Origin of the sequence: Pseudomonas sp. rhizo25, from assembly GCF_031931935.1 — a bacterium.
Taxonomy (GTDB): Bacteria; Pseudomonadota; Gammaproteobacteria; order Pseudomonadales; family Pseudomonadaceae; genus Aquipseudomonas; species Aquipseudomonas synxantha.
This window is the reverse complement of record NZ_JAUJXA010000009.1, coordinates 22,917-46,683: the sequence shown is the minus strand read 5'-3', so window position 1 is coordinate 46,683 and position 23,767 is coordinate 22,917. Positions and strand designations below refer to the sequence as shown.

Sequence of the window (23,767 nt, the reverse complement as noted above, 5' to 3'; positions counted from 1 at the left end):
GGAGCGAGCAAACTCTCGCTCCTACAGAACACGGCATCAGCGCGCTTGTCTCAGCAATCGGTCAACCGCAGGAAGATGGCTGCCAGCTGTTCAATCCCCACTTGGTCCTGAGGTGTAAAACGGCCCAGCAACGGGCTATCGAGGTCGAGGACGCCGACCAGTTGACCGTCCTTGACCAACGGCACCACCAATTCGCTGTTGGAAGCGCTGTCACAGGCGATATGCCCCGGGAAAGCATGCACATCCTCCACGCGCTGGGTTTGCCGTGATGCCGCCGCCGCGCCACACACCCCGCGTCCGAAGGGAATTCGCACACAAGCGATCTGGCCCTGGAATGGCCCAAGCACCAGTTCGTCATTGCGATTGAGGTAGAAGCCTGCCCAATTCAAGTCATCCAACTGATTGAACAGGAACGCGGAAAACTGCGCACTGTTGGCAATAAAGTCCCGCTCATCGGCGAGCAACGACTCAAGCTGCGCGCACAGCATGGCATAGCCATCTAGGCCGGTACCGGCCTGTTGTAAATCGATCATGGTTGACGTTCCAGCAATTTAAGACCCACCCAGTAACGGGCGAACTGATAGGCACAGCGGCCATTGCGGTTGCCGCGGCCGGTAGCCCAACGCACCGCCAGCACATCGAGTTGTTCGTCGCGCTGCCACTGCAAGCCAGCCTTGCCGGCCAACTCGCCGATCCAATGTTCCACCACATCCAGGAAGTGCTCCTGGGTGAATGGGTAGAACGATAGCCACAAGCCAAAACGGTCCGACAAGGCAATCTTGTCTTCTACCGCCTCACTCGGGTGCAACTCGCCATCCACGCGTTTCCAATTGTCATTGTCGCTCTGGTTTTCCGGCACCAGGTGGCGACGGTTGGATGTGGCGTACAGCAGCACGTTTTCCGGCGCCTGCTCAAGGGAACCGTCGAGCACGCTCTTGAGCACACGATAGTCGCCTTCGCCGGCTTCGAACGACAGATCATCGCAAAACAAAATAAACCGCTGTGGTAGCTTGACCAACTGCTCGACCACCCGTGGCAGGTCGGCCAGGTGGTCTCGCTCGATTTCGATCAAACGCAAGCCCGCCTTGGCATGCTGGGCGAGCAAGGCGCGTACCATGGAGGATTTTCCGGTGCCGCGCGACCCCCACAACAACGCATGATTGGCGGGCAAGCCATCGAGGAACTGCTGGGTATTACGCGCCAGTTGTTCACGTTGCTTGTCGACGCCGATCAGGTCCGACAGGCGCATGTCCAGGCTCACTTGCAGCGGCAACAGAAAGCCACTGCGCCCTTCGCGCTGCCAACGGGCGGCCAGGCATTGATCCCAGTCGATGGCCTCGCGCAGGGCGGGCAACAAGGGTTCCAGGCGCGCGAGTACCGCATCGGCCCGCTCAAGGAAGGCATTCAATCGAGAATCCATGACTATTCCTCTGGCAAGTTCTTGTAAAAGATGGCGTATTAGCAACCCTGCGACACACCGCATGAGGCTGCATTAAAACAACGATTCATGCCGGGCGAGCCAGAGCTTGTGGATGTTCAGCTATGCTTGCCGGGCGAAGGGAAACGTGAAGTGGTTCAACACTCGATGGATATCAAGTTCGCCCACCGCTTGTCTTATAAACAAGCCAGATTGACTGTGCTGGTCGGTTTCGTCTTGGGAACCTTGCTCAGCCTGATCCAAATCGGCATTGATTATGCCAGTGAAGACGCATCCATCAACCGTGAAATACGCTCACTGATCGAAATCAGTCATAACCCCGCCTCCCGCATCGCCTACAACATCGATGCCGAACTCGCCCAGGAGCTGGCCCTGGGGCTGCTGCACTCCCCTGCCATCACCCGCGCGCAGTTGATCGACAATAACGGCGTGGTCCTGGCCGACGTCGATCGTCCGCGCAAGGAAAGCAACTACCGGCCCATCAGTGATTTTTTGTTCAGCGCCAACCGTCAATTCGAGGACCGACTGTACCTCGGCCATATGCCGGACGAATCACTTGGCGTGCTGCGCCTTGACGTCGATACCTACGCCTTCGGCAGCCGTTTCCTGCACCGTGCCGAGATTACCCTGCTTAACGGATTTGTCCGCAGCCTGCTCCTGACCGGGATTCTGCTGGGCTTGTTCTACGTGATGCTGACCCAGCCGCTGGTGCGCATCATCCGAGAACTGAGTGCACGCAAACAGGCGCGCCTGGATTGCCCACCGGGGCACGAACATGACGAGATCGGTGTGCTGGTCAATGTCGCCAACCTGCAATTCGAAAACATGGAGACCGAAATCCAGCAACGGCGGCACGCCGAGGACCGCCTGACGGAATACTTGGGCCAGCTGGAAAATATTGTTTCTGCGCGCACCCTTGAACTCAAGGCCAGCAACCAACGCTTGAGCCGATCCAACGATGAACTGGAAGCGGCGAAGACAACTGCACTGGCCATGGCCCAGGCAAGGGCGGCCTTCCTGGCCAATATGAGCCATGAAATCCGCACACCGCTCAATGGACTGCTGGGGATGATTGCGTTGTCGCTGGACAGCCCGCTGAACGCCGAACAACGACAGCAATTATCCATCGCCCATGATTCAGGCAAAGTACTGGTCGAATTACTCAACGATATCCTCGACCTGTCCAAATTCGACGCCGGCCAGCTGGAACTGGAACATATCCCGTTCGACCTGGGCTCGCTGGTGGAAGACACCGCCAACCTGCTGTCGCAAAACGCGGCGCCGAGCGTGGAGCTGACTTGCCTGATCGATCCACAGTTTCCCGCCCAGGTCATCGGCGACCCGACTCGTGTGCGGCAAATCGTCAGTAACCTGCTGTCCAATGCCCTGAAGTTCACCCGCTTCGGACGCGTCGATGTACGCCTGCGTGCCGTGGAGGGCCGGGTCAACATTGAAGTATGTGACACCGGCATCGGCATCGCCCAGGATGCCCAGGCGAAGATCTTCCAGCCGTTCACCCAGGCCGGTGCCGGCATCACTCGCCAATTTGGCGGCACAGGGTTGGGGCTGGCGTTGACCCGTAACCTGTGCGAAGCCATGCAAGGACGCTTGAGCATCAGCTCGGAGGTGGGCTTTGGCAGCCAGTTCTGCGCCGATCTGCCGCTGCCCACGCATCTACCTGCCACGCGCCACAGCCCACTCACAGGTGACGTGATTGCCATCACCCACGCCGGCGGCGGCTTGACGGAGTTGCTCACCACTCTGCTGCCTTCCTGGGGGCTGACGCCACGCTGTTATTCCCAGGACGATGACTTGAGCGCACTGGCCCCCGACCTGTTGATCACCGATTGTCCGGAGTGCCTGTTTCGCTTGCGCCCTGGGATCCGCGCCCCGATCTTGCTGATCACTGCCTACGGCAACTTCATGCCTGGCGAAGAGGTAGCGGCCCTGGCACCGCTGCAGCAACAAGCACGCCCATTGAGCCGCAATGCGCTTTACCAGATCCTGCAACGCAACCTGCGCAGCGACGTAGAACTGATCCTCGATCCGATTCAGATGGAGTCCGCACCGCTTGCTCACCGGGCACGTATCCTGTTGGTTGAGGACAACCCGGTCAATCAACTGGTGGCCAAGGGTATGCTCAGCAAGCTGGGATGTGAGGTCATCGTGGCCGCCCATGGGGGCGAAGCCTTGACGATGCTTGAGGACCAGCGCTTCGACATGGTGCTGATGGACTGCAACATGCCGGTGATGGATGGCTACGAAGCCAGCCGACAGATTCGCCGCAGCGGGCGCTGGCCAGACCTACCCATCGTCGCCTTGACCGCCAACGCCCTGTCCGAAGAGCGCGAGCGCTGCCGGGCGGCGGGCATGAACGACTACTTGGCCAAGCCGTTTCGCCGCGAAGAACTCCATGCCCTGTTGGAGCTATGGGTACCGACGATCTCAAGTCTCTGATCTGCCTGCGCACTGCATCTCACTTGAGCAGGGCTTCGATCGCCTGGGTCAAGTCCTGGGGCTTGGTCGTCGGCGCAAAACGCTTGACCTGCTTGCCATCACGGCCGATGAGGAATTTGGTGAAGTTCCACTTGATGTGCTTGGAACCCAGCAGCCCCGGGGCCTGTTTTTTCAATTGCACAAACAGAGGGTGGGCATCGCTGCCATTGACATCGATCTTCTTGAACAGCGGAAAACTGACGCCGTAGTTCAGCTCACAGAACTCGGATATCGCGTCTTCGTTGCCCGGTTCCTGCTTGCCAAACTGATTGCAGGGAAAGCCAAGCACTACCAAGCCCTGATCTTTATAGTGCTGCCAGAGTTGCTCCAGGCCCTTGTACTGTGGCGTGAAGCCGCACTTGCTGGCGGTGTTGACCACCAGAATGGCCTTGCCGGCGAAGTCGGCCAAGGTCTTTTGCTCGCCCTTGATAGTGGTGCAAGGGATGCTCAGCAGGGATTCGCTCATGGCAGAGCCTCAAGTCAGGGGAAGAAGTTGTAGGAGCGAACTTGTTCGCTCCTACAGTGATCCGTGTAGGCCTGTTTACAGCTTCAAGCCTAGCGCGGCACCAGGTCCAGGCACACCGAGTTGATGCAATAGCGCAGCCCGGTTGGCGGCGGGCCGTCCGGGAACACATGCCCCAGGTGCGCGTCGCACTTGGCGCAGGTGACCTCGGTACGGATCATGCCGTGGCTGACGTCGCGGATCTCAATCATCGCGCTGTCAGCAATCGGCTCGTAGAAGCTGGGCCAGCCGCAGCCGGAGTCAAACTTGGCGCTGGAATCGAACAGTGGCTCGTTGCAGCAGATGCAGTGGTAAACGCCATCGGTCTTGGTGGCATTGTACTTGCCGCTGAACGGTCGCTCGGTGCCCTTGAGGCGGCACACGTTGTACTGTTCGGGATCAAGCATGGCTTTCCATTCATCAACGGTTTTCTGCAACTTTTCCATTGGTACACCTCGGCAACTGAAAAACCCTGATCTGTGTCTTTTCCATGGATCAGGCGGCACGTATGATTGCGCCTCTTCAAAACGCCAGTCTGGCACCCGCGCCTCCGGCATTCAAACGTATTTATGGGTGCGAACCGCGCAGGATTCACCCCAGGGTAGTGCCCGCGCCGTCTGGATCGTTCATTTTCAGGATCACATCGCCATGCAGGTCAGCAAATCGAACAAGCTCGCCAACGTCTGCTACGACATTCGCGGCCCGGTGCTCAAGCACGCCAAGCGCCTGGAAGAGGAAGGTCATCGCATCCTCAAGCTGAACATTGGCAACCCGGCGCCGTTTGGTTTCGAAGCGCCGGACGAAATCCTCCAGGATGTGATTCGCAACCTGCCGACTGCCCAGGGCTACAGTGATTCCAAGGGCCTGTTCAGTGCGCGCAAGGCGGTGATGCAGTACTACCAGCAAAAGCAGGTTGAAGGTGTCGGTATCGAGGACATCTACCTGGGCAATGGCGTGTCCGAGCTGATCGTGATGTCGATGCAGGCGCTGCTCAACAATGGCGACGAAGTGCTGGTGCCGGCACCGGATTACCCACTGTGGACCGCCGCTGTGACCTTGGCTGGCGGCCACCCGGTGCACTACCTGTGTGACGAGGGTGCCGACTGGTTTCCGGACCTGGCCGACATCAAGGCCAAGATCACCCCGAACACCAAGGCCCTGGTGATTATCAACCCGAACAACCCCACCGGCGCGGTGTACTCCAGGGAAGTGCTGCTGGGCATGCTCGAACTCGCACGCCAGCACAACCTGGTGGTGTTCTCAGACGAGATCTACGACAAGATCCTCTACGATGACGCCGTGCATATATGCACCGCATCCCTGGCCCCGGACCTGTTGTGCCTGACCTTCAATGGCCTGTCCAAGTCCTACCGCGTGGCGGGTTTCCGCTCCGGCTGGATCGCCATCTCCGGCCCCAAGCACAACGCCCAGAGCTATATCGAAGGCATAGACATGCTGGCCAACATGCGCCTGTGCGCCAACGTACCGAGCCAACACGCCATCCAGACCGCCCTCGGTGGCTACCAGAGCATCAACGACCTGATCCTGCCCCAGGGGCGCCTGCTGGAGCAGCGCAATCGCACCTGGGAGCTGCTCAACGCTATTCCCGGCGTCAGCTGCGTGAAGCCCATGGGCGCGTTGTATGCGTTTCCGCGGATCGACCCGAAAGTGTGCCCGATCCTCAACGACGAAAAGTTCGTGCTCGACCTGCTGCTGTCGGAAAAGCTGCTGGTGGTCCAGGGCACCGCGTTCAACTGGCCGTGGCCGGATCACTTCCGCGTGGTGACGTTGCCTCGAGTGGATGACCTGGAGATGGCGATTGGTCGCATCGGCAACTTCCTCAAGTCCTATCGCCAGTAAGGGAATTGACCCTGTGCGGCCCGCTTCGGGTCGTACAGCGATTATCTGCAACACTTCTTTGTCGCTTACGTGTTGTGGTATTTCACTTCCCCCCCGCCCGAGGCGTACCCCCTATAATCACGGGGCGGCAAGGCAAACTAGTGTGGGTCATGGCTTACAATACAGGTCGGAAAATCCCTTCAAGCCACTACATTCAAGCTGTAGGACACAGTTTGAAATAGTCGCTCGGTTGAATCACCCCATGCCGCACCTTATATACCCCGCAGTACGCGACATATTAAGCATGAGGAGAACCCTACAACCATGATGCGCATCCTGCTGTTCTTGGCCACTAACCTGGCGGTCGTGCTGATTGCCAGCATCACCCTGAGCCTTTTCGGCTTCAACGGGTTCATGGCGGCCAACGGGGTTGACCTGAACCTCAATCAGCTGCTGGTCTTCTGTGCGGTCTTTGGTTTCGCCGGCTCACTGTTTTCGCTGTTCATCTCCAAATGGATGGCGAAGATGAGTACCAGCACCCAGGTCATCACCCAGCCACGCACCCGGCATGAGCAATGGTTGCTGCAGACCGTCGAGCAGCTGTCCCGCGAAGCGGGTATCAAGATGCCCGAGGTCGGGATCTTCCCGGCCTATGAAGCCAATGCCTTTGCCACTGGCTGGAACAAGAACGACGCGCTCGTTGCCGTCAGCCAGGGCATGCTCGAACGCTTCTCGTATGACGAGGTGAAAGCCGTACTGGCCCACGAGATCGGCCACGTAGCCAACGGCGACATGGTGACACTGGCGCTGGTTCAAGGCGTGGTGAACACCTTCGTGATGTTCTTCGCGCGCATCATCGGCAACTTTGTCGACAAGGTAATTTTCAAGAACGAAGAAGGCCGTGGCATCGCCTACTTCGTGGCGACTATCTTCGCTGAACTGGTACTGGGCTTCCTGGCCAGCGCAATCACCATGTGGTTCTCGCGCAAACGCGAGTTCCGCGCAGACGAAGCCGGTGCCCGCCTGGCCGGCACCGGGGCGATGATCGCAGCGCTGCAACACTTGCGCTCCGAACAGGGGCTACCGGTGCACATGCCGGACAGCCTGACCGCCTTTGGCATCAACGGTGGCATCAAGCAGGGCATGGCTCGCCTGTTCATGAGCCACCCGCCGCTGGAAGAGCGGATCGACGCACTGCGTCGTCGGGGCTGACAACCCGGCAACACGAAAAAGGGGCGATTGAATCGCCCCTTTTTCGTGGCCGCGATTTACCTCTTGGTCAGCCGATAAACGCGCTCCTCAAGGCGGGTGACGCCGTCCGCCATGAATTTGCGGCTCTGACTCAGAATGTCCAGCTCTTGCAGCGTGACAACCTTCCAGTGCGGCCCCAGCAGCGACTGCACTTCCTCATCCGGGACAGAAAAAGGCGGGCCAGCCCTTTGCGCCTGGTCGTAGTCGACAGCGATCAGCAGGCCCTCACAGCCACGGGCCAGCAGGCTGTCGAGATGCTCGGTGTATTGCGGCCGCATCTGCTGTGGCAAGGCAATCAGTGCCGCACGATCATACAGCGCCTTGCAGTCGGCCACGGCCCCAGCGTCAAGGACGAAGAAATCACCGCACCACACTTCGATCAGGCCCGCCTGATACACCTTGAACGCGCCTCTTTGATCGACCTGCGGCGTGAGCGCCTGCTCGCTGAAGAACGCCTTCACCGCCTGCTCCGACACCTCCACACCCATCACACGATGCCCGCGCCCCGCCAGCCACATCATGTCCAGGCTTTTGCCGCACAATGGCACGAAGACCTTCGAGCCCCCGGCCACGGCCAACGTTGACCAATACTGCTGCAAGTAGGGATTAACCTCGACCTGATGAAAACCGATCTGATTGGTGGCCCAGCGTTCCTGCCAAAATTTTGCGTCCATGCACCCTCCTGATAAATCGATCAAAAGACACTAAAACTTATATTAGATCTAGATAAACATTCTGATTAAAGATAGCTCGATATTAACCTTCAGGACGCTTCCTATGCTCCCCAGCCTGTTCATCTCCCACGGCTCACCCATGCTGGCGCTGCAACCCGGTGCCAGCGGCCCTGCATTGCAGCGTCTGGCGGCCGAGCTGCCACGACCGAAGGCGATCGTGGTGGTATCGGCGCACTGGGAAAGCCAGGAACTGCTGGTCAGTGGCGGCGCCGCGCCCGAAACCTGGCATGACTTTGGCGGCTTTCCTCGCGAACTGTTTGCCGTGCAATACCCTGCGCCGGGTGACCCACAATTGGCGAGCGAGATTGTCGAGCTGCTGCAAGCAGACGGCCTGGACGCACACATCGATAACCAACGCCCCTTCGACCATGGCACCTGGGTACCACTGTCGCTGATGTATCCAGCGGCCGACATTCCGGTGGTGCAAGTCTCGTTGCCCAGCCGCATGGGCCCTGCCCTGCAAACCCGGGTCGGGCATGCCCTTCGCAGCCTGCGCGAGCAAAGGGTGTTATTGATCGGTTCAGGCAGCATCACCCACAACCTCGGTGAGCTGGACTGGCGCGCCGGGCCGGAGACGATCACACCGTGGGCACGAGAGTTTCGCGACTGGGTGGTAGACAAACTTGCGACCGATAACGAAGCCGCTCTGCATGACTATCGCCGCCAGGCGCCCCATGCCGTGCGCAGCCATCCCAGCGATGAGCATTTATTGCCGCTGTATTTTGCCCGGGGGGCAGGCGGGCAATTTGGTTTGGCTCATCAGGGGTTCACGATGGGGGCATTGGGCATGGACATCTATCGCTTCGGCTGACTGAGACCAGTAATTCAAGGCAAAAAAAATCCCCGAACCAGTCGGGGATTTTTTATTTGCGATCAATCAGCCAAAGGGCGGATCAATCTTCGCGGTAGCGACGCAGCTTGAGCTGCTTACCGGCAACGCGAGTGTCTTTCAACTTGGCCAGCAGTTTTTCCAGGCCGTCTTCCGGCAGCTCCACCAGGGAGAAGCTGTCACGCACCTGAATGCGACCGATGGCTTCACGCGCCAGGCCACCCTCATTGAGGATAGCGCCCAGCAGGTTCTTGGCAGCGATACCATCACGCGCACCCAGCGCGGTACGGCAACGTGCACGGCCTTCAGCCAATGGCACCGGAGCGCGACGCTCACGATCACCACGGTCCGGACGGTCGCCGGAACGCTCTGGACGATCACCGCGTGGCGCGCTGTTCGGCACCAGTGGGCGCTCTTTCTCGATGGCGGCCAGGGTCAGGGCCTGACCGTTGGTGGCTTTGCGCAGCAGGGCTGCAGCCAGGGCACGTGGGGTGCAACCGATATCGGCGGTCAGGCGGTCCAGCAGGTCGCCGTGGGTCGATTCAGCGTCAGCCACCAGGGGTGCCAGGCTGTTGGTCAGTTTCTTGATGCGGGCATCGAGAACGGCCTGGGCATCCGGCAGGCGGACCTCGGCAACTTTCTGACCGGTTACACGCTCGATCACTTGCAGCATGCGGCGCTCACGTGGAGTCACCAACAACAGTGCACGACCTTCGCGACCCGCACGGCCGGTACGGCCGATACGGTGAACGTAGGACTCTGGATCGTACGGCATGTCAACGTTGAACACGTGGGTGATACGTGGAACGTCGAGGCCACGGGCAGCAACGTCGGTCGCCACAACGATGTCCAGGCGGCCATCCTTGAGGGAGTCGATCACACGCTCACGCTGGTTCTGGGCAATGTCACCGTTCAGCGCAGCGGCCTTGTAGCCTTTGGCTTCCAGGGCACTGGCCAGGTCCAGGGTCGCTTGCTTGGTGCGCACGAACATGATCAGGGCGTCGAAGTCTTCGACTTCCAGCAGGCTCAATACAGCCGAGGTCTTCTGGTCAGCGTGAACCAACAGGTGAGCCTGTTCGATCGCGGTAACGGTCTGGGTCTTGGTCTGGATCTTCACGTGTTGCGGATCGCGCAGATGGCGCTCGGCAATGGCACGGATCGACTGTGGCAGGGTGGCCGAGAACAGTACGGTCTGACGGGTTGGAGGCAGCGCCTTGAAGATGACTTCCAGGTCATCCATGAAGCCCAGCTTCAACATTTCGTCGGCTTCGTCCAGAACCAGGTGATTCACGGTCGACAGCACTTTCTCGTCACGACGCAGGTGGTCGCACAGGCGGCCAGGGGTGGCGACAACGATCTGTGCGCCATTGCGGATGGCTTTCAGTTGTGGGCCCATAGGCGCGCCGCCGTAAACGGCCACAACGGTAACGCCCGGCATTTGCTTGGCGTAGGTTTCGAAAGCGGTTGCTACTTGCAGCGCCAACTCACGGGTTGGCGCCAGGATCAGGGCTTGCGGCTCGCGCTTGGCAGGATCGATGCAGTGCAGGATAGGCAGGGCGAACGCGGCGGTTTTACCGGTACCGGTTTGCGCCTGGCCAATCATGTCTTGGCCGGCCATGATGATCGGGATCGATTGCTGCTGAATAGCCGAAGGTTCTTCGTAGCCAGTCGCGATGACGGCAGCGAGAATGTTCGGGTTAAGATTAAAAGCGGCGAAGCCGCCGGTTTCCTGGGTCATGGGTCTGCCTCTAAGTGCATCCGCAAAGACCCATGCTCCAAAGCTGCGCATGCCGTGTTGAGACTCAAGAGTCGCCCTGGCTGCTTTGTCGGCGGGGATTTGCGAAAACGAATGAATGAAAAAGATTCGTCAAGGAAGAGTCCGCTGTGCGGACGTGCAGCCGAAGCTGACTTCGGGGAATTGCGCTACCTAAACGCGGCCCGGTTAAAGGCCGGCGCGCACTATACCGGAAATAGCTGAAAAAGGGAGCTTTTTTTATCGCCAGGCACCGATAAACCGCGCTGCGTCACGGTTTTTGCAGATCTTGGCGCCAGGGTCTATTTTTCAAAAGCCCGGTCCTGTTGGTGATGACGCTTAAACGGTTCACCTTCCATTGGTCTGAAACCTTTCCCCGCCCGAGGGCAAACCCGATGAATCAAGCCAGCAGCAGCCGTGTCAGCCGTGAACTGCAGGGCCACGTCCTGCTTTTAGGCCTGGATCGAGTCGACAAGCGCAATGCCTTTGACCTGGACTTGCTCAATGAGCTGAGCCTGGCTTATGGCGAATTTGATCGGCATAACGAAGCACGGGTGGCCGTAGTATTTGCCCACGGCGACCATTTCACCGCCGGTCTGGATCTGGCCAACGTCAGCGGCGTGATGGCTGGAGGCTGGCAACCGCCGCTGGGAGGTTGCGACCCATGGGGCGTTTTTGCAGGCCCCAGGGTCAGTAAACCGGTGATCGTCGCCGCCCAGGGCTACTGCCTGACCATCGGTATCGAGTTGATGCTCGCTGCGGATATCAATCTGTGCGCGAGTAATACCCGCTTTGCGCAGATGGAAGTGCAACGTGGGATTTTTCCGTTTGGCGGCGCCACATTGCGTTTTCATCAGGTCGCCGGCTGGGGCAATGCAATGCGCTGGCTGCTCACTGGCGACGAGTTCGATGCCCATGAAGCCTTGCGCCTGGGCCTGGTGCAGGAAGTGATGGCCAGTGAGGACCTGCTGCCCCGCGCCATCGAGCTGGCCAACCGAATCGCCCGCCAGGCGCCGCTCGGCGTGCAAGCGACGTTGATGTCGGCCCGCCAGGCACGCATGGAGGGCGAAGCCGCCGCCGCCGCCGCGTTGCCGCCGATGGTGGATAAACTGCTTAACAGCGAAGACGCCCGGGAAGGTGTGCGGGCAATGGTGGAGAAGCGGCCGGGGGTGTTCAAGGGCATTTGAGTTACCCACGGATTCAAGCCTGCGTTCGGCCAGCGTGTTTGACGGGGCGCCTGAGATCAAGATCAAAAACCAGAGCAACAGCAACAGCGCAAGAGCAAGCAGTTGTGTAGATACCCATGCCCCGATGGCGCCAGAGCAGACAACTAGGTTGCCGGCCGAATAACCTTGATCAATGGCTGCAACGAGTAACCCAACCGCGGCGCCAAGGCTTCGGCACGAGCCGAAAGCGCCTCCAGGTTCAACTCCTGATCCAACTCCGAAGGCACCAACAGAATCACATTGCCCTCCTTCACGGGCAGCTCCCAATAGTGCCGGTGATACAACCCACGCAGCAACGCCGCGCCCAACGGTTTGCCATCATCGGTGGCCCACTGATTGATCACCAGCCAGCCGCCGGGGTTGAGTTTCTTCTGGCAGTTTTCCAGGAAGGTCCAGGCCAAGTGGCCCACACCCGGGCCGACATCGGTATACAGGTCGACGAAAATCAGGTCGGCCGGCTCGGCGGTGTCGAGCAACTGCAGCGCGTCACCGATGCGAATGTACAGGCGCGGGTCGTCGTCCAGCCCCAGATATTCAATCGCCAGGCGCGGTACGTCAGGACGTAGCTCAATGGCCTCGACATCTTCCAGTGCCAGGAACTTGAGGCACGCCTGGGTCAGCGTGCCGGCCCCCAGGCCAAGGAACAACGCGCTCTCAGGTTGCTCATGGCACAACGCACCGATCAACATGGCGCGGGTGTAGTCGTACTCCAGCCAGCTCGGGTCGGCAGTGAACACGCAGCTTTGCTCAATGGCGTCGCCAAACTCGAGAAACCGGTAATCGGCCACTTCAAGCACACGGATCATGCCGAAATCATCATGGACTTCGGCCAGCAGGCGCTCGACACGCTCCTCGGTCATCACTACTCCTAAAGGGTTTACCGCACGACAAAGGCGCGATTGTCGGCCAGCGGCCGCAGCAGGTCACGCACTAATTGCTGCTAACATTAGTGCCCTAACAGCCACCCATCACACGAGTTCACGATGAGCCAACCCTGGAGCCCCGATAGCTGGCGTACCTTGCCGATCCAGCAACAACCCCAGTACCCGGACGCTGCGCACTTGCTGCAAGTGGAGCAGAGCCTGGCCAGCTACCCGCCGTTGGTGTTCGCCGGGGAAGCCCGTGAGCTGCGCCGTCAGTTTTCCGAGGTGACCCAGGGGCGCGCATTCCTGCTGCAAGGCGGCGATTGCGCCGAAAGCTTTGCCGAGTTTTCCGCCGCGAAAATCCGCGACACCTTCAAGGTGCTGCTGCAGATGGCCATTGTTATGACCTTCGCCGCCGGTTGCCCGGTGGTGAAAGTCGGACGCATGGCCGGCCAATTCGCCAAGCCACGGTCGGCCAATGATGAAACCATTGACGGCATCACCCTGCCCGCCTACCGCGGCGACATCGTCAACGGCATCGGTTTCGACGAAAAAAGCCGCGTGCCGGACCCGGACCGCCTGCTGCAGTCCTACCACCAGTCCACCGCAACCCTCAACCTGCTGCGCGCGTTTGCCCAGGGCGGTTTTGCCGACCTGCACCAGGTGCACAAGTGGAACCTGGACTTTATCGCCAACTCCGCCCTGGCCGAGAAGTACAGCCAACTGGCCGACCGCATCGACGAGACCCTGGCCTTCATGCGCGCCTGCGGCATGGACAGCTCGCCACAATTGCGCGAAACCAGCTTCTTCACTGCCCACGAAGCATTGCTGCTCAACTTTGAACAAGCCTTCGTGCGCCGCGACAGCCTGACCAACGACTACTACGATTGCTCGGCCCATATGCTCTGGATCGGCGACCGCACTCGCCAACTGGACGGCGCCCATGTCGAGTTCCTGCGTGGCGTGAACAACCCGATCGGCGTGAAGGTCGGGCCGAGCATGAACCCGGATGACCTGATCCGCCTGATTGACATCCTGAACCCGGACAACGACCCTGGCCGCCTCAACCTGATCGCCCGCATGGGCGCAGGCAAGGTCGGCGACCACTTGCCCAACCTGATTCGCGCCGTGCAGCGCGAGGGCAAGCAGGTGCTGTGGAGCTCCGACCCAATGCATGGCAACACCATCAAGGCCAGCAGCGGCTACAAGACCCGCGACTTTGCGCAGATCCTCGGCGAAGTGAAAGAGTTCTTCCAGGTGCACCAGGCCGAAGGCAGCTATGCGGGCGGGATTCATATCGAGATGACCGGACAGAACGTCACCGAATGCATCGGCGGCGCACGGCCGATCACCGAAGACGGCCTCTCGGACCGTTATCACACCCATTGCGACCCGCGGATGAACGCCGATCAGTCGCTGGAGCTGGCGTTCCTGATTGCCGAGACCTTAAAGCAGGTCAAAAGGTAGGAGCAAGCTTGCTCGCGAAGGCCGTTAACGATGACGCGAAACGTCGGATTAACGAGGCACCCTTGAGTTTTTCGCGAGCCAGCTCGCTCCTACACCAGGGCCGCCCTTAACCGGGCGGCACTGGGGCGCTGGCAATTGAGCTGAACCTGCTCCAGCCCCAGCCAATTGGCCATCTGGCGCAGGTTCAAGGCCAGCGCCGACATGCCTGCGTCATCCAGGCCCGTCTCCTCCTCATGCACCGCATGCACCGCCAGGCGCCCATGGGCACGCTCGGCCCGCAGATCAACGCGGGCGGCGATCCGCTCATTGTGTAAAAACGGCAGTACGTAGTAACCGTACACCCGCTTGTCTTGCGGGGTGTAGATCTCCAGTCGATAGCGGAAATTGAACAAACGCTCCGTACGACTGCGCTCCCAGATCAACGAATCGAACGGTGACAGCAAGGCGCTGGCCGCGACTTTGCGTGGCACCTTCGGCACCGGCAGGCAGTACGCCGGTTGTTTCCAGCCCTGCACCTGGCACGCCAGCAGGCGACCATCCTCGACCAACTCGGCCACGCGCTTGCGGCTGTCGGCGGGGTCGAGGCGGAAGTAATCGCGCAGGTCCTTCTCGGTGGCGACGCCCAACGCCGTTGCGCTATGCAACAGTAAGCCACGCTGAGCGTCGGCCTCGGTGATGATGGTTTGGAGAATCTCGCCGGGGATAACACGCTCCGGCAAATCATACAGTCGCTCAAACCCCCGCCGCCCTGCGACGGTGACCAAACCGGCGGCGAACAACCATTCCAGCGCGTGCTTTTCATCACTCCAATCCCACCAGGGCCCGGCGCGCTCTTCACGGGTCGATAAACTGCTCGCGCCCAGGGCGCCTTGCTGCTCGACAATGTGCAGCACGCGCTGGATAGTCGCCTGCTGTTCACGGCCGAAACGCGCCATCTGCGCATAGATCCCCTGCCCCTGCCTGGCCCGCTCCATGCGCCAACGCATCAGCGGGTACAACGTCATGGGCAGCAGCGAGGCCTCATGCCCCCAATACTCGAACAGCGAACGCCGCCTGCCCAGGCTCCAGGCCGCTTGTTCAAGGATCAACGGGGAATAATGGCCCAGGCGGGAAAACAACGGCAGGTAATGGGAACGCACCAGTGCGTTTACCGAGTCGATCTGCACAACACCCAGGCGGTCGATAAGCCGATTGAGGTGCATGGCTTTTATCTGTGCAGGCGCCTGGCGCCCGGAAAAACCCTGGGCGGCCAGCGCCATTCGTCGAGCTTGCTTGAGTGAATAAGACAGGTCGGCGGGCATGGGGCTCTCCATGGAAACTCGCCCCCTACCCTACTGCATCCTGGCTTATTTGCGCAGCGGGTCTTCCCAGAAATGCCGATGGGTTTCCTGCGCTACGTCGGCACGGTTGAGCCCAATGTCCTTGAGCGCATCATCGCTCAAAGTCGCCAGCAACTGGCGTTCCTGATGCAGCAGTTGCCAGCGTGCGAACGTATGGAACAGGCCGGCAAACGGCCATTTGTCCAACAATACAAAACCTTTTTGACCTTTCATCTTCTCGCCCTCCAGTGGGGATGACGAAAGTGTGGGCCTGGCGCTATGATCAATCCAACGAATGTTTCTTATGCAATACATCTCGGAGATTGATCAATTGGCTGACTACCCGAGCATCGACACAGAAGTGCTACGCACCTTCGTGGCCATCGCCGATCAAGGTGGTTTTACCCGCGCCGGCGAGCTGGTCAACCGCACCCAATCGGCAGTGAGCATGCAGATGAAGCGCCTGGAGGAAGATGTACTGCAGCGCAAGTTGTTCGAGCGTGATGGTAGGCAGGTACGGCTTACGCCCGAAGGCCAGGTGCTGCTGGGGTATGCGCGGCGTATCCTGAAACTGCACAGCGAAGTGTTCAATACCCTGCGCGAGCCCCATATGGTGGGGCTCGTACGCATCGGTACGCCAGATGACTATGTGATGCGTTTCCTGCCGGGGATCCTGAAGCAGTTTTCCAAAGCCTACCCACTGATTCAGATTGAGATGCACTGTGAGGCGTCCTCCGTACTGATGCAGCGGCGAGACCTGGCGCTGACCGTGATCAGCCGCGAGCCTGGCAATGATATTGGCGAGTTACTGCGCACTGAACGCATGGTCTGGGCAGCATCACCGTGCTTCTGCGTGGATGAGCATGACGCGCTGCCCCTGGCGATTTCCGGCGATGACTGCCTGTACACCCATTGGGCGCGAGCCGCACTGGACGCAGCTGGACGCGAGTACCGCCTGGCCTACCACAGCTCCAACGGAGCGGCGATCCAGGCGGTAGTCAGTGCTGGCCTGGCGGCGATGGTCAGCATGGAAAGCCTGGTCACCGACGACCTGCGGGTGCTGGGCAGCGACGAAGGCTTTCCACCGTTGCCGTCAATGAACCTGCGGTTGCTGCGCAATCCACAGATGACGTCACCGATCACCGAATGCCTGGCCGAGTACATCGTCGAAGGCTTCAAACTTTAAACGTCAGCATCACCGCACACACCACCAGGAAGCCACAAAACAACCCGCGCAACAGCCGCTCCGGCAATGCATGGGCCACTTTCACGCCCCAACTGATACTGAGCAGGCCCCCCACAGCCAGCGGCAGGCCGATCATCCAGTCCACCTCGTGGTGCCAGGCGTAGGTGACCAGGGTCACGCTGGTGCTGGGCAGCGCCAAGGCCAGCGACAAACCCTGGGCCACCACTTGAGTGGTGCCGAACACGCTGGTGAGCACTGGCGTGGCGACTACCGCGCCCCCTACCCCAAATAATCCGCCCATGGAGCCGGACGCTGCGCCCAACACGCCCAGCCAGGGCCAGGAGTACCGCATCTGTGCCGTTGGCGGCGCGTTGCGGGTGAACATGCGCAATAGGTTGTAGGCCGACAAGGCCACCAGGAAAACAATAAAGCCGATGCGCATTGCCCCGGCATCCAGCCCCACCGCCCAGATCGACCCCAGCCAGGCAAAACAAAAGCCCATCACGCCAAGCGGCAAGGCGTGGCGCAGCTCGATGCGATTACGCTGGTGATAACGCCACAGGGCAAGCATTACATTGGGTACCACCATAACCAACGCGGTGCCCTGGGCTATTTGCTGGTCCAGGCCGAACAACACGCCGAGCACCGGAATGGCTATTAGCCCGCCACCAATGCCAAACAGCCCACCCACGGTGCCCAAAGCCGCACCCAATATCAGGTACATCACTAAATCCAACACCACTCGCTACTCCGCAATCCCAAGGCTGACATGCTACGCAGTCAGCCCTGGCGCGGAAACGCACAGCAACGCACAATGGCTATGCCGATCCCGCACAAGCGCTTGTCTATGAACCCTAATACTCTGACCGATCAACTGAGCCTGTTTCTCGATGTGATGGAAACCGGTAGCTTTTCCGCTGCCGCACGGCGTCATCCACTGACGCCCTCCGCAGTCGCCCGTCGAATCGACAGCCTGGAAAGTTCAGTGGGTAGCCGCCTGTTCCAGCGCAGCACCCACGCAGTGGTGCCTACACCTGCCGGCCTGGCCTTTGCCGAACGCGCGCGGCGGATTGTCAGTGAATTGCAATTGGCGCGGGCCGAAGCGGTGTCTCTGAGCCATGCGCCGGAAGGCTTGATCCGGCTGGATGCACCGGCAGCGTTTGGTCGCCGCCACCTGGCGCCGGTGATCGCGGACTTCTTGAACGTGTATCCAGGGCTGGATGTGCACCTGCACTTGATCGACAGTTTTGTCGATATGCAAGGCGCACACCTGGGCAAGGTCGACCTGGTGCTGCGCGCCGGGCATATCGTCGACACTCGCCGGATCGCTACACCCCTGGCGAGCATCGTGCGCATTGCCTGCGCCAGCCCGGCCTACCTGAAAAACCGCGGCACACCCACCCACCCTCGGGAACTGAACGAGCATGACGGCCTCGATTGGGATGGCCTGGCGCCGATGTTCGCCTGGCGTTTTGAACTGGACGGGCGCCGCACGACCTATCGCCCCCGGCGCATCCGCATGAGCGCCAATAACGCCGAGGCGCTGCTTTCGGGCGCACTGGCCGGGCTGGGCATCGCGCACCTGCCGACCTGGCTGGCCAGTGAATACCTGGTGCGTGGCGAGTTGTTGCCGCTGTTTTGTGAAAACGGCTTGCCCAGCCCGGAAACCGCCGGCATTTACGCGCTGCGCCTCGAACAACAGCCCAACGCACGTAGCCGGTTATTGCTCGAATACCTCAAATCCCGTTTCAGCCCGGTGCCGCCCTGGGATCTGGCGTTGCAAAGCGGGCTAGTCTGACCATCCGGGCAGAATTACCTGGCGCATTAAAGATTCGCCCGCTAGATTCAAGTGCAGACATGCTTTTTCGAGGCACCACCATGAGCAAAAACCCAGCCCCCTGCGAATCGCTGCTGCTGGATAACCAGCTGTGCTTCGCCCTGCACTCCACTTCGCTGTTGATGACCAAGGTCTACAAGCCCCTGCTCCAAGCCCTCGGCCTGACCTACCCGCAATACCTGGCCATGATGGTGCTGTGGGAAGAGGACGGATTGACTGTCGGCGAAATCAGCAGCCGCCTGCTGACGGATCCTGGCTCACTGACGCCGCTGCTCAAGCGCCTGGAAGCCGAAGGTCTGCTCAGCCGCACCCGCAGCCGGGAAGATGAGCGGGTGGTAGTGGTAGAGCTGACTGACGCCGGCCGCGTCTTGCAGGGCAAGGCCAAGGATGTGCCCCAATGCATCCTGGGCGCGAGCGGGATGCAGCTTGCGCAATTGCGCAAGCTGCAGGCCGACTTGATCGCGCTACGCGGCAACCTGCAGAGCGCGATCTAAAGTGGGAGGGGCGGTGCGACGATTCGACTTGCCCCCGATAGCGGTGGGTCAGCCAACATCAATGTTTGCTGAGCCGACGTCTTCGCGGGCAAGCCCCCTCCCACATTTGATCTTCGCCGCTTTGAGCATTTCGTTCGCTTAACTGGCTTGCCTCCTCCCACATTGTTTCTCGCCAGCCTCGAAAACATTTATAAATTTATATTGCGCGCTAAACATTAGCGCTATACATTGGTTCCACCAACTACTTAGCGCGCAAACATTTAGCACGACAACCCAAGAGGAACGCCCCATGCAAACGCTCTATACCGCAGTAGCCACCGCCACTGGCGGCCGTGATGGTCGCGCTGTTTCCAGCGACAACATCCTCGACGTCAAACTCTCTACCCCCAAGGAATTGGGCGGTGCCGGTGGTCAGGCCACCAACCCGGAGCAACTGTTCGCGGCCGGCTACTCCGCCTGCTTTATCGGCGCGCTGAAATTCGTTGCCAGCCAGACAAAACGTAAGATCCCGGACGATGCCTCGATCACCGCTCATGTCGGCATCGGCCAGATCCCCGGCGGTTTTGGCCTGGACATCGACCTGCACGTCAGCCTGCCGAGCTTGGCCCAGGATGACGCACAGAGCCTGGTCGATGCCGCCCACCAAGTCTGCCCGTATTCCAACGCCACCCGTGGCAATGTGGATGTGCGCCTGCACGTAACGGTCTGATAAACCGGCGGCCACAAAAAAGCCCGACTCAAGGTCGGGCTTTTTTTCGTATCGGTGGGGCCAGAATTACTTCTTGGCGCGACCTTTGTACGAACCACCTTCGCGGGTGTCGATCTCGATCAGGTCGTCGATTTCAATGAAATCGGCTACTTGCAGTTCGGTACCGTTGCTCAGCTTGGCAGGCTTCATCACCTTGCCCGAAGTGTCGCCGCGAGCGGAACCTTCAGTGTAGGCAACCTTACGCACGATAGTGGTCGGCAGCTCCACGGAAACCAGGCGCTCTTCGAAGAAAATAGCTTCGCAGACGTCTTCCATGCCTTCTTCGATGAACGGCAGAACGGCTTCGATATCTTCAGCGTTCAGCTCGTACATGGTGTAGTCAGTGGTGTCCATGAACGTGTAGGTGTCGCCGCTGATGAAGGACAGGGTCGCTTCCTTGCGGTCGAGGATCACGTCGTCCAGTTTGTCATCGGCGCTGTAGACGATCTCGGTCTTGTAACCGGTCAGCAGGTTCTTCAGCTTGGTCTTCATGATTGCGCTGTTACGACCAGACTTGGTGAACTCAGCTTTCTGAACCAGCCAAGGGTCGTTTTCGAGACGGATCACTGTACCGGGTTTCAGTTCTTTACCAGTTTTCATTGCATATATCCGAAATTTGGATGGGATTTACAAAAATCAAGGTGGCGTATCATATCCAACTTTCATAAAACTGTACCAGCGCCGTCGCAAGATCGGCCTGCAAGCCTTGTTCCAGACACCACTTCTGAGCGTGCTCGTTCACCTCGGTCCAGTGTTCCAGGAGCATTTTCCAGGCCTGCGCCATATCGCCCTCGGTGTTCCAGGCTTGCCAAAGTGCGATGACAGCCGCTTTGGCGGCCGGCGACAGTGCGACGGTGTACAGCTCCAGGAAGGCATCGAGCTTGTCGAGGTGGATGTCTTCGTCCTGGCGATAGATATGCCATAACAACGGCCTCCCCGCCCACTGAGCGCGCACGAAGGAGTCTTCGCCGCGCACCGCGTTGAACGCGCAACACCAGAGCAACCGGTCGTATTGCTCCTGGCGTACGAAGGCAATGACCTGCACCGTCAGCGCACCACGCACCTGGATGTCGCCCGCCGACAAGCTGCTCACTCCCAGCCAGCGTTGCACATCCCCCAGGATGCGGCCTTCCGGCACCAGCAAGTGAGTCGCGCGCCCGTCTGCTGCAAGCACGTCCAACCAGCCGGCCAATCCGGGGTTCTCGTAAGCGAACAGCGACATCAGTCGTGCATTGACCGCCGGAGCTATCCCTAAGGTTTGCAGGAATTGTCGCTGCGCGACGTCATCTAGCTGAAAAGCCTGGCGCCGCTCCAATAACCCGGCTTCACGCAAAAGGCCACCGGTGCCCGGGCGAAAACCGGGAAAGAAAAAGTACTTCTGCACGCCCTTGAACTTCACCGAGGGTAAACGGTGACAGCCCACTACCCAGTCTTCAGCGCTGAGATAGTCCAGGTTCATCCACAACGGCGGTTGCTCACGCTCGGCCATGCACTCCATGTACTCCGGCGGCAGCTGGCAGGCGAACGCGGCAATCACCACATCGGCTGATTGCGCACCTGGCCATTGCGCCGGCCAGTGGCGCACTTCGACACCTTCCTGCCACTGCTGGCCCACCTGCACATCAATCTGCGGACACATGCGCTCGAAAGCCCGCAGGTCATCGACCCACAAGCGCACTTCACAGCCATGTTCCACTACCAACTGCCGGGCCAGGCGCCAGGTCACGCCAATGTCGCCGTAGTTGTCGACGACGCTGCAAAAAATATCCCAGCGGGCTTTCATTCCGGGCTCCATCGATCAAAGACTCGATTGTCCGCATAAATGCACCGATGCAGAAGGCTTGTTCGCGATTTTCTGCATAGCGGCTGTGCGACAATCGCCATCACGCCGTTACCGCTCGCCAGGAGGCCATCATGTCTGCCCGTCCGTTTTCGCTGTTCAAGCTCTGCCTCGCCATTGCAGCAGGCCTGTGGCTGGGGTTTATCGCCATTGCGCTGACCACTTGGCTGGCGTCTCGCTACCTGTTCCCCCAAAGCCTGGCACCCGTGGCCCAGGCGGTTGAGCAGCTGGGCAAGCCGGCCGCCGCTGTGCCGGAGCCGCCGAACCGCATGTTCGAGCAATACCAGCAGAACCTGCAAAAGCAGGAACAGCAGCAGGCCTTGGACCAGGCCCGGAATAATGCGCGCAACCTGTCCAACCCCAAATGCCAGTTCTGGCTGCAACAGGACCAGAACGCCCCTAATGAAAAGTCTCGGGCCAATGTCCTGCAATTTTGCGATTGAAGACCATGAATAAACACGCCGTCCTCCAGTTGATCCTGGAAAAACTCGCCGTCGACCTCGATATCGCCCAACGTGCCGCGCAGACTGCCTACGAAACCGCGACTCACGAAGAAAACATCGCCGAAAACAAATACGACACCCTGGGGCTGGAGGCGTCTTACCTGGCGGCCGGGCAAGCCAAGCGGGTCGAGGAAATCAAGCAGTCGCTGGCGCTGTGCCAGAACCTGCAGCTACGTGCTTTCGATGATCAGCGAGGTATAGAGATTGGCACGCTGCTGGGCCTGGAAGACGAGAATGGCCGCCAGCAATGGCTGTTCCTGGCGCCGGACGCCGCAGGCTTGAGAGTCGATGTGGTCGGGCAACCGGTGACCGTCATCACCCCGCGCTCGCCCCTGGGCAAAAGCCTGCTGGGCAAGTTTGAAGGGGATGAGGTGCAGATTCTGGTGGCAGGCGCCCGGCAACTTTTTACGGTTACCGAGGCCAAATAACGCCTGTAGGAGCGAGCGTGATCAGTGAACCGGCAGCTCGACGCCGTCAAACAGCTCTTCCAGCTCTTGCTTGTTGTGGCACTGGATCGCCTTGGCCATGACTTCGCGGGTCAGGTGGGGTGCGAATTTCTCGATGAAATCGCACATGAATCCGCGCAGGAAGGTGCCACGGCGGAAACCGATCTTGGTCACGCTGGACTCGAACAGTTCGCTGGCATCCAGCACCACCAGGTCTTTGTCGAGGTTGGTGTCGACCGCCATCTTGGCGACGATGCCCACACCCAGGCCCAGGCGTACATAGGTCTTGATCACGTCGGCATCGGCGGCAGTGAACACCACCTTTGGCGTAAGGCCACGGTGACTGAAGGCTTCATCGAGCTTGGAACGGCCGGTAAAGCCGAACACGTAGGTCACGATAGGGTACTCAGCCAGGGCTTCCAGGGTCAGCTTCGGCAGCTTCGCCAACGGGTGACCCTGAGGCACCACCACGCAGCGGTTCCAGCGGTAGCACGGCATCATTACCAGGTCGCCGAACAGTTCCAGGGCTTCGGTGGCAATGGCGAAATCGACAGTGCCATCGGCGGCCATCTCGGCGATCTGCATCGGTGACCCCTGGTGCATGTGCAGGGCCACGTCAGGGTATTGCTTGATGAAATCACGGATTACCGGCGGCAGTGCATAGCGCGCCTGGGTGTGGGTGGTGGCGATCGACAGGGTGCCTTTCTTCTCGTTGGAAAATTCCTGGGCAATCTGCTTGATGCTCTCGACTTTACGCAGGATTTCGCCGGCGGTAGTGATGATGCGCTCGCCAGCCGGGGTGACACGGGTCAGGTGCTTGCCGCTACGGGCGAACACTTCGACGCCCAGCTCGTCTTCGAGCAGGCGGATCTGCTTGCTGATACCGGGTTGCGAGGTGTAGAGGCTTTGAGCGGTAGCGGAAACGTTGAGGTCGTGGTGCGCCACTTCCCAGATGTAGCGCAGTTGTTGAAGCTTCATATGAATCCCTCAAAGCAG

At 59.9% G+C, this 23,767-nt stretch carries 25 protein-coding genes; 12 read left to right on the top strand and 13 right to left on the bottom strand.

Going from position 1 to position 23,767, the window contains the following annotated elements:
- Positions 1–50 precede the first annotated feature (50 nt).
- Positions 51–533 carry a GAF domain-containing protein gene (locus tag QZR30_RS19145; protein WP_046071607.1) on the bottom strand — a complete coding sequence of 161 codons (483 nt, stop codon included), beginning with the start codon at positions 531–533 and terminating at the stop codon, positions 51–53.
- Positions 530–1,420, bottom strand: a complete 891-nt coding sequence (locus tag QZR30_RS19140; protein WP_043050454.1) for an ATP-binding protein — start codon at positions 1,418–1,420, stop codon at positions 530–532. The genes QZR30_RS19145 and QZR30_RS19140 overlap by 4 nt, the downstream gene beginning before the upstream one ends.
- A 165-nt stretch (positions 1,421–1,585) precedes the next feature.
- Between QZR30_RS19140 and QZR30_RS19135 the strand changes: the two genes are divergently transcribed.
- Positions 1,586–3,895, top strand: coding sequence for a hybrid sensor histidine kinase/response regulator (locus QZR30_RS19135; RefSeq protein WP_046072686.1), 2,310 nt, complete (start codon positions 1,586–1,588; stop codon positions 3,893–3,895).
- Between the two features lie 19 nt (positions 3,896–3,914).
- Here QZR30_RS19135 and QZR30_RS19130 read toward each other — a convergent pair whose 3' ends face one another.
- Positions 3,915–4,400, bottom strand: a complete 486-nt coding sequence (locus QZR30_RS19130) for a glutathione peroxidase (protein WP_059397128.1) — start codon at positions 4,398–4,400, stop codon at positions 3,915–3,917.
- Between the two features lie 89 nt (positions 4,401–4,489).
- Complete coding sequence (msrB, locus tag QZR30_RS19125) at positions 4,490–4,882, bottom strand: peptide-methionine (R)-S-oxide reductase MsrB (RefSeq protein WP_046071605.1); 393 nt, start codon at positions 4,880–4,882, stop codon at positions 4,490–4,492.
- 202 nt (positions 4,883–5,084) lie between these two features.
- Between msrB and QZR30_RS19120 the strand changes: the two genes are divergently transcribed.
- Both QZR30_RS19120 and htpX read left to right on the top strand, forming a co-directional pair.
- Positions 5,085–6,296, top strand: a complete 1,212-nt coding sequence (locus tag QZR30_RS19120) for a pyridoxal phosphate-dependent aminotransferase (RefSeq protein ID WP_044273990.1) — start codon at positions 5,085–5,087, stop codon at positions 6,294–6,296.
- Positions 6,297–6,599: 303 nt separating this feature from the next.
- Entirely contained in the window at positions 6,600–7,487 is an 888-nt protein-coding gene (htpX, locus tag QZR30_RS19115) for a protease HtpX (RefSeq protein WP_043050458.1), read from the top strand.
- A gap of 56 nt (positions 7,488–7,543) precedes the next feature.
- On the opposite strand, the gene QZR30_RS19110 is transcribed toward htpX, so the two are convergent.
- Positions 7,544–8,200: a thiopurine S-methyltransferase gene (locus QZR30_RS19110; protein WP_274358218.1), complete on the bottom strand. Its 657-nt coding sequence runs from the start codon at positions 8,198–8,200 to the stop codon at positions 7,544–7,546.
- A gap of 103 nt (positions 8,201–8,303) precedes the next feature.
- Between QZR30_RS19110 and QZR30_RS19105 the strand changes: the two genes are divergently transcribed.
- Positions 8,304–9,071 (top strand): DODA-type extradiol aromatic ring-opening family dioxygenase, encoded by a 768-nt coding sequence (locus tag QZR30_RS19105; RefSeq protein ID WP_311903954.1) that lies wholly within the window; start codon positions 8,304–8,306, stop codon positions 9,069–9,071.
- Between the two features lie 82 nt (positions 9,072–9,153).
- Here the strand turns inward: QZR30_RS19105 and QZR30_RS19100 are convergent, their stop codons facing one another.
- On the bottom strand, positions 9,154–10,827 hold the full coding sequence (locus QZR30_RS19100) for a DEAD/DEAH box helicase (RefSeq protein ID WP_043050461.1): 1,674 nt from the start codon (positions 10,825–10,827) through the stop codon (positions 9,154–9,156).
- Positions 10,828–11,237: 410 nt separating this feature from the next.
- Between QZR30_RS19100 and QZR30_RS19095 the strand changes: the two genes are divergently transcribed.
- Positions 11,238–12,029, top strand: a complete 792-nt coding sequence (locus QZR30_RS19095) for a crotonase/enoyl-CoA hydratase family protein (protein WP_046071602.1) — start codon at positions 11,238–11,240, stop codon at positions 12,027–12,029.
- A 143-nt stretch (positions 12,030–12,172) separates the two neighbouring features.
- Here QZR30_RS19095 and QZR30_RS19090 read toward each other — a convergent pair whose 3' ends face one another.
- The gene (locus tag QZR30_RS19090) at positions 12,173–12,928 is read right to left on the bottom strand and encodes a spermidine synthase (RefSeq protein ID WP_046071601.1); all 756 of its coding nucleotides are present in this window, start codon (positions 12,926–12,928) and stop codon (positions 12,173–12,175) included.
- Between the two features lie 123 nt (positions 12,929–13,051).
- On the opposite strand from QZR30_RS19090, the gene QZR30_RS19085 reads away from it, so the two are divergent.
- Positions 13,052–14,398 (top strand): class II 3-deoxy-7-phosphoheptulonate synthase, encoded by a 1,347-nt coding sequence (locus QZR30_RS19085; RefSeq protein ID WP_056846756.1) that lies wholly within the window; start codon positions 13,052–13,054, stop codon positions 14,396–14,398.
- An 89-nt stretch (positions 14,399–14,487) separates the two neighbouring features.
- Here QZR30_RS19085 and QZR30_RS19080 read toward each other — a convergent pair whose 3' ends face one another.
- Together QZR30_RS19080 and QZR30_RS19075 are read right to left on the bottom strand one after the other, a co-directional pair.
- Entirely contained in the window at positions 14,488–15,699 is a 1,212-nt protein-coding gene (locus QZR30_RS19080) for a winged helix-turn-helix domain-containing protein (protein WP_311903951.1), read from the bottom strand.
- Positions 15,700–15,744: 45 nt separating this feature from the next.
- Positions 15,745–15,951 carry a DUF1127 domain-containing protein gene (locus tag QZR30_RS19075; RefSeq protein WP_046071598.1) on the bottom strand — a complete coding sequence of 69 codons (207 nt, stop codon included), beginning with the start codon at positions 15,949–15,951 and terminating at the stop codon, positions 15,745–15,747.
- Between the two features lie 70 nt (positions 15,952–16,021).
- Between QZR30_RS19075 and QZR30_RS19070 the strand changes: the two genes are divergently transcribed.
- Entirely contained in the window at positions 16,022–16,903 is an 882-nt protein-coding gene (locus QZR30_RS19070) for a LysR family transcriptional regulator (RefSeq protein ID WP_311903950.1), read from the top strand.
- Here the strand turns inward: QZR30_RS19070 and QZR30_RS19065 are convergent.
- Positions 16,893–17,642, bottom strand: coding sequence for a sulfite exporter TauE/SafE family protein (locus QZR30_RS19065; protein WP_046071596.1), 750 nt, complete (start codon positions 17,640–17,642; stop codon positions 16,893–16,895). The genes QZR30_RS19070 and QZR30_RS19065 overlap by 11 nt on opposite strands.
- Before the next feature lie 108 nt (positions 17,643–17,750).
- Between QZR30_RS19065 and QZR30_RS19060 the strand changes: the two genes are divergently transcribed.
- From QZR30_RS19060 to QZR30_RS19050, 3 genes are all read left to right on the top strand, one after another.
- Positions 17,751–18,701, top strand: a complete 951-nt coding sequence (locus QZR30_RS19060) for a LysR family transcriptional regulator (RefSeq protein WP_056846759.1) — start codon at positions 17,751–17,753, stop codon at positions 18,699–18,701.
- Between the two features lie 80 nt (positions 18,702–18,781).
- Positions 18,782–19,234, top strand: a complete 453-nt coding sequence (locus QZR30_RS19055) for a MarR family winged helix-turn-helix transcriptional regulator (RefSeq protein ID WP_046071594.1) — start codon at positions 18,782–18,784, stop codon at positions 19,232–19,234.
- 289 nt (positions 19,235–19,523) lie between these two features.
- Complete coding sequence (locus tag QZR30_RS19050) at positions 19,524–19,943, top strand: organic hydroperoxide resistance protein (protein WP_046071593.1); 420 nt, start codon at positions 19,524–19,526, stop codon at positions 19,941–19,943.
- Positions 19,944–20,009: 66 nt separating this feature from the next.
- Here QZR30_RS19050 and QZR30_RS19045 read toward each other — a convergent pair whose 3' ends face one another.
- Together QZR30_RS19045 and earP are read right to left on the bottom strand one after the other, a co-directional pair.
- The gene (locus QZR30_RS19045) at positions 20,010–20,582 is read right to left on the bottom strand and encodes an elongation factor P (protein ID WP_003172723.1); all 573 of its coding nucleotides are present in this window, start codon (positions 20,580–20,582) and stop codon (positions 20,010–20,012) included.
- 49 nt (positions 20,583–20,631) lie between these two features.
- Positions 20,632–21,765, bottom strand: a complete 1,134-nt coding sequence (gene earP, locus QZR30_RS19040; RefSeq protein ID WP_311903947.1) for an elongation factor P maturation arginine rhamnosyltransferase EarP — start codon at positions 21,763–21,765, stop codon at positions 20,632–20,634.
- Between the two features lie 131 nt (positions 21,766–21,896).
- On the opposite strand from earP, the gene QZR30_RS19035 reads away from it, so the two are divergent.
- Together QZR30_RS19035 and QZR30_RS19030 are read left to right on the top strand one after the other, a co-directional pair.
- The gene (locus tag QZR30_RS19035; RefSeq protein ID WP_046071591.1) at positions 21,897–22,265 is read left to right on the top strand and encodes a hypothetical protein; all 369 of its coding nucleotides are present in this window, start codon (positions 21,897–21,899) and stop codon (positions 22,263–22,265) included.
- Positions 22,266–22,270: 5 nt separating this feature from the next.
- Complete coding sequence (locus tag QZR30_RS19030) at positions 22,271–22,753, top strand: GreA/GreB family elongation factor (protein WP_046071590.1); 483 nt, start codon at positions 22,271–22,273, stop codon at positions 22,751–22,753.
- A 21-nt stretch (positions 22,754–22,774) separates the two neighbouring features.
- Here QZR30_RS19030 and cysB read toward each other — a convergent pair whose 3' ends face one another.
- A complete protein-coding gene (gene cysB, locus QZR30_RS19025) occupies positions 22,775–23,749 on the bottom strand; it encodes an HTH-type transcriptional regulator CysB (protein ID WP_003189876.1) in 975 nt (324 codons plus the stop codon).
- Between the last annotated feature and the right edge of the window lie 18 nt (positions 23,750–23,767).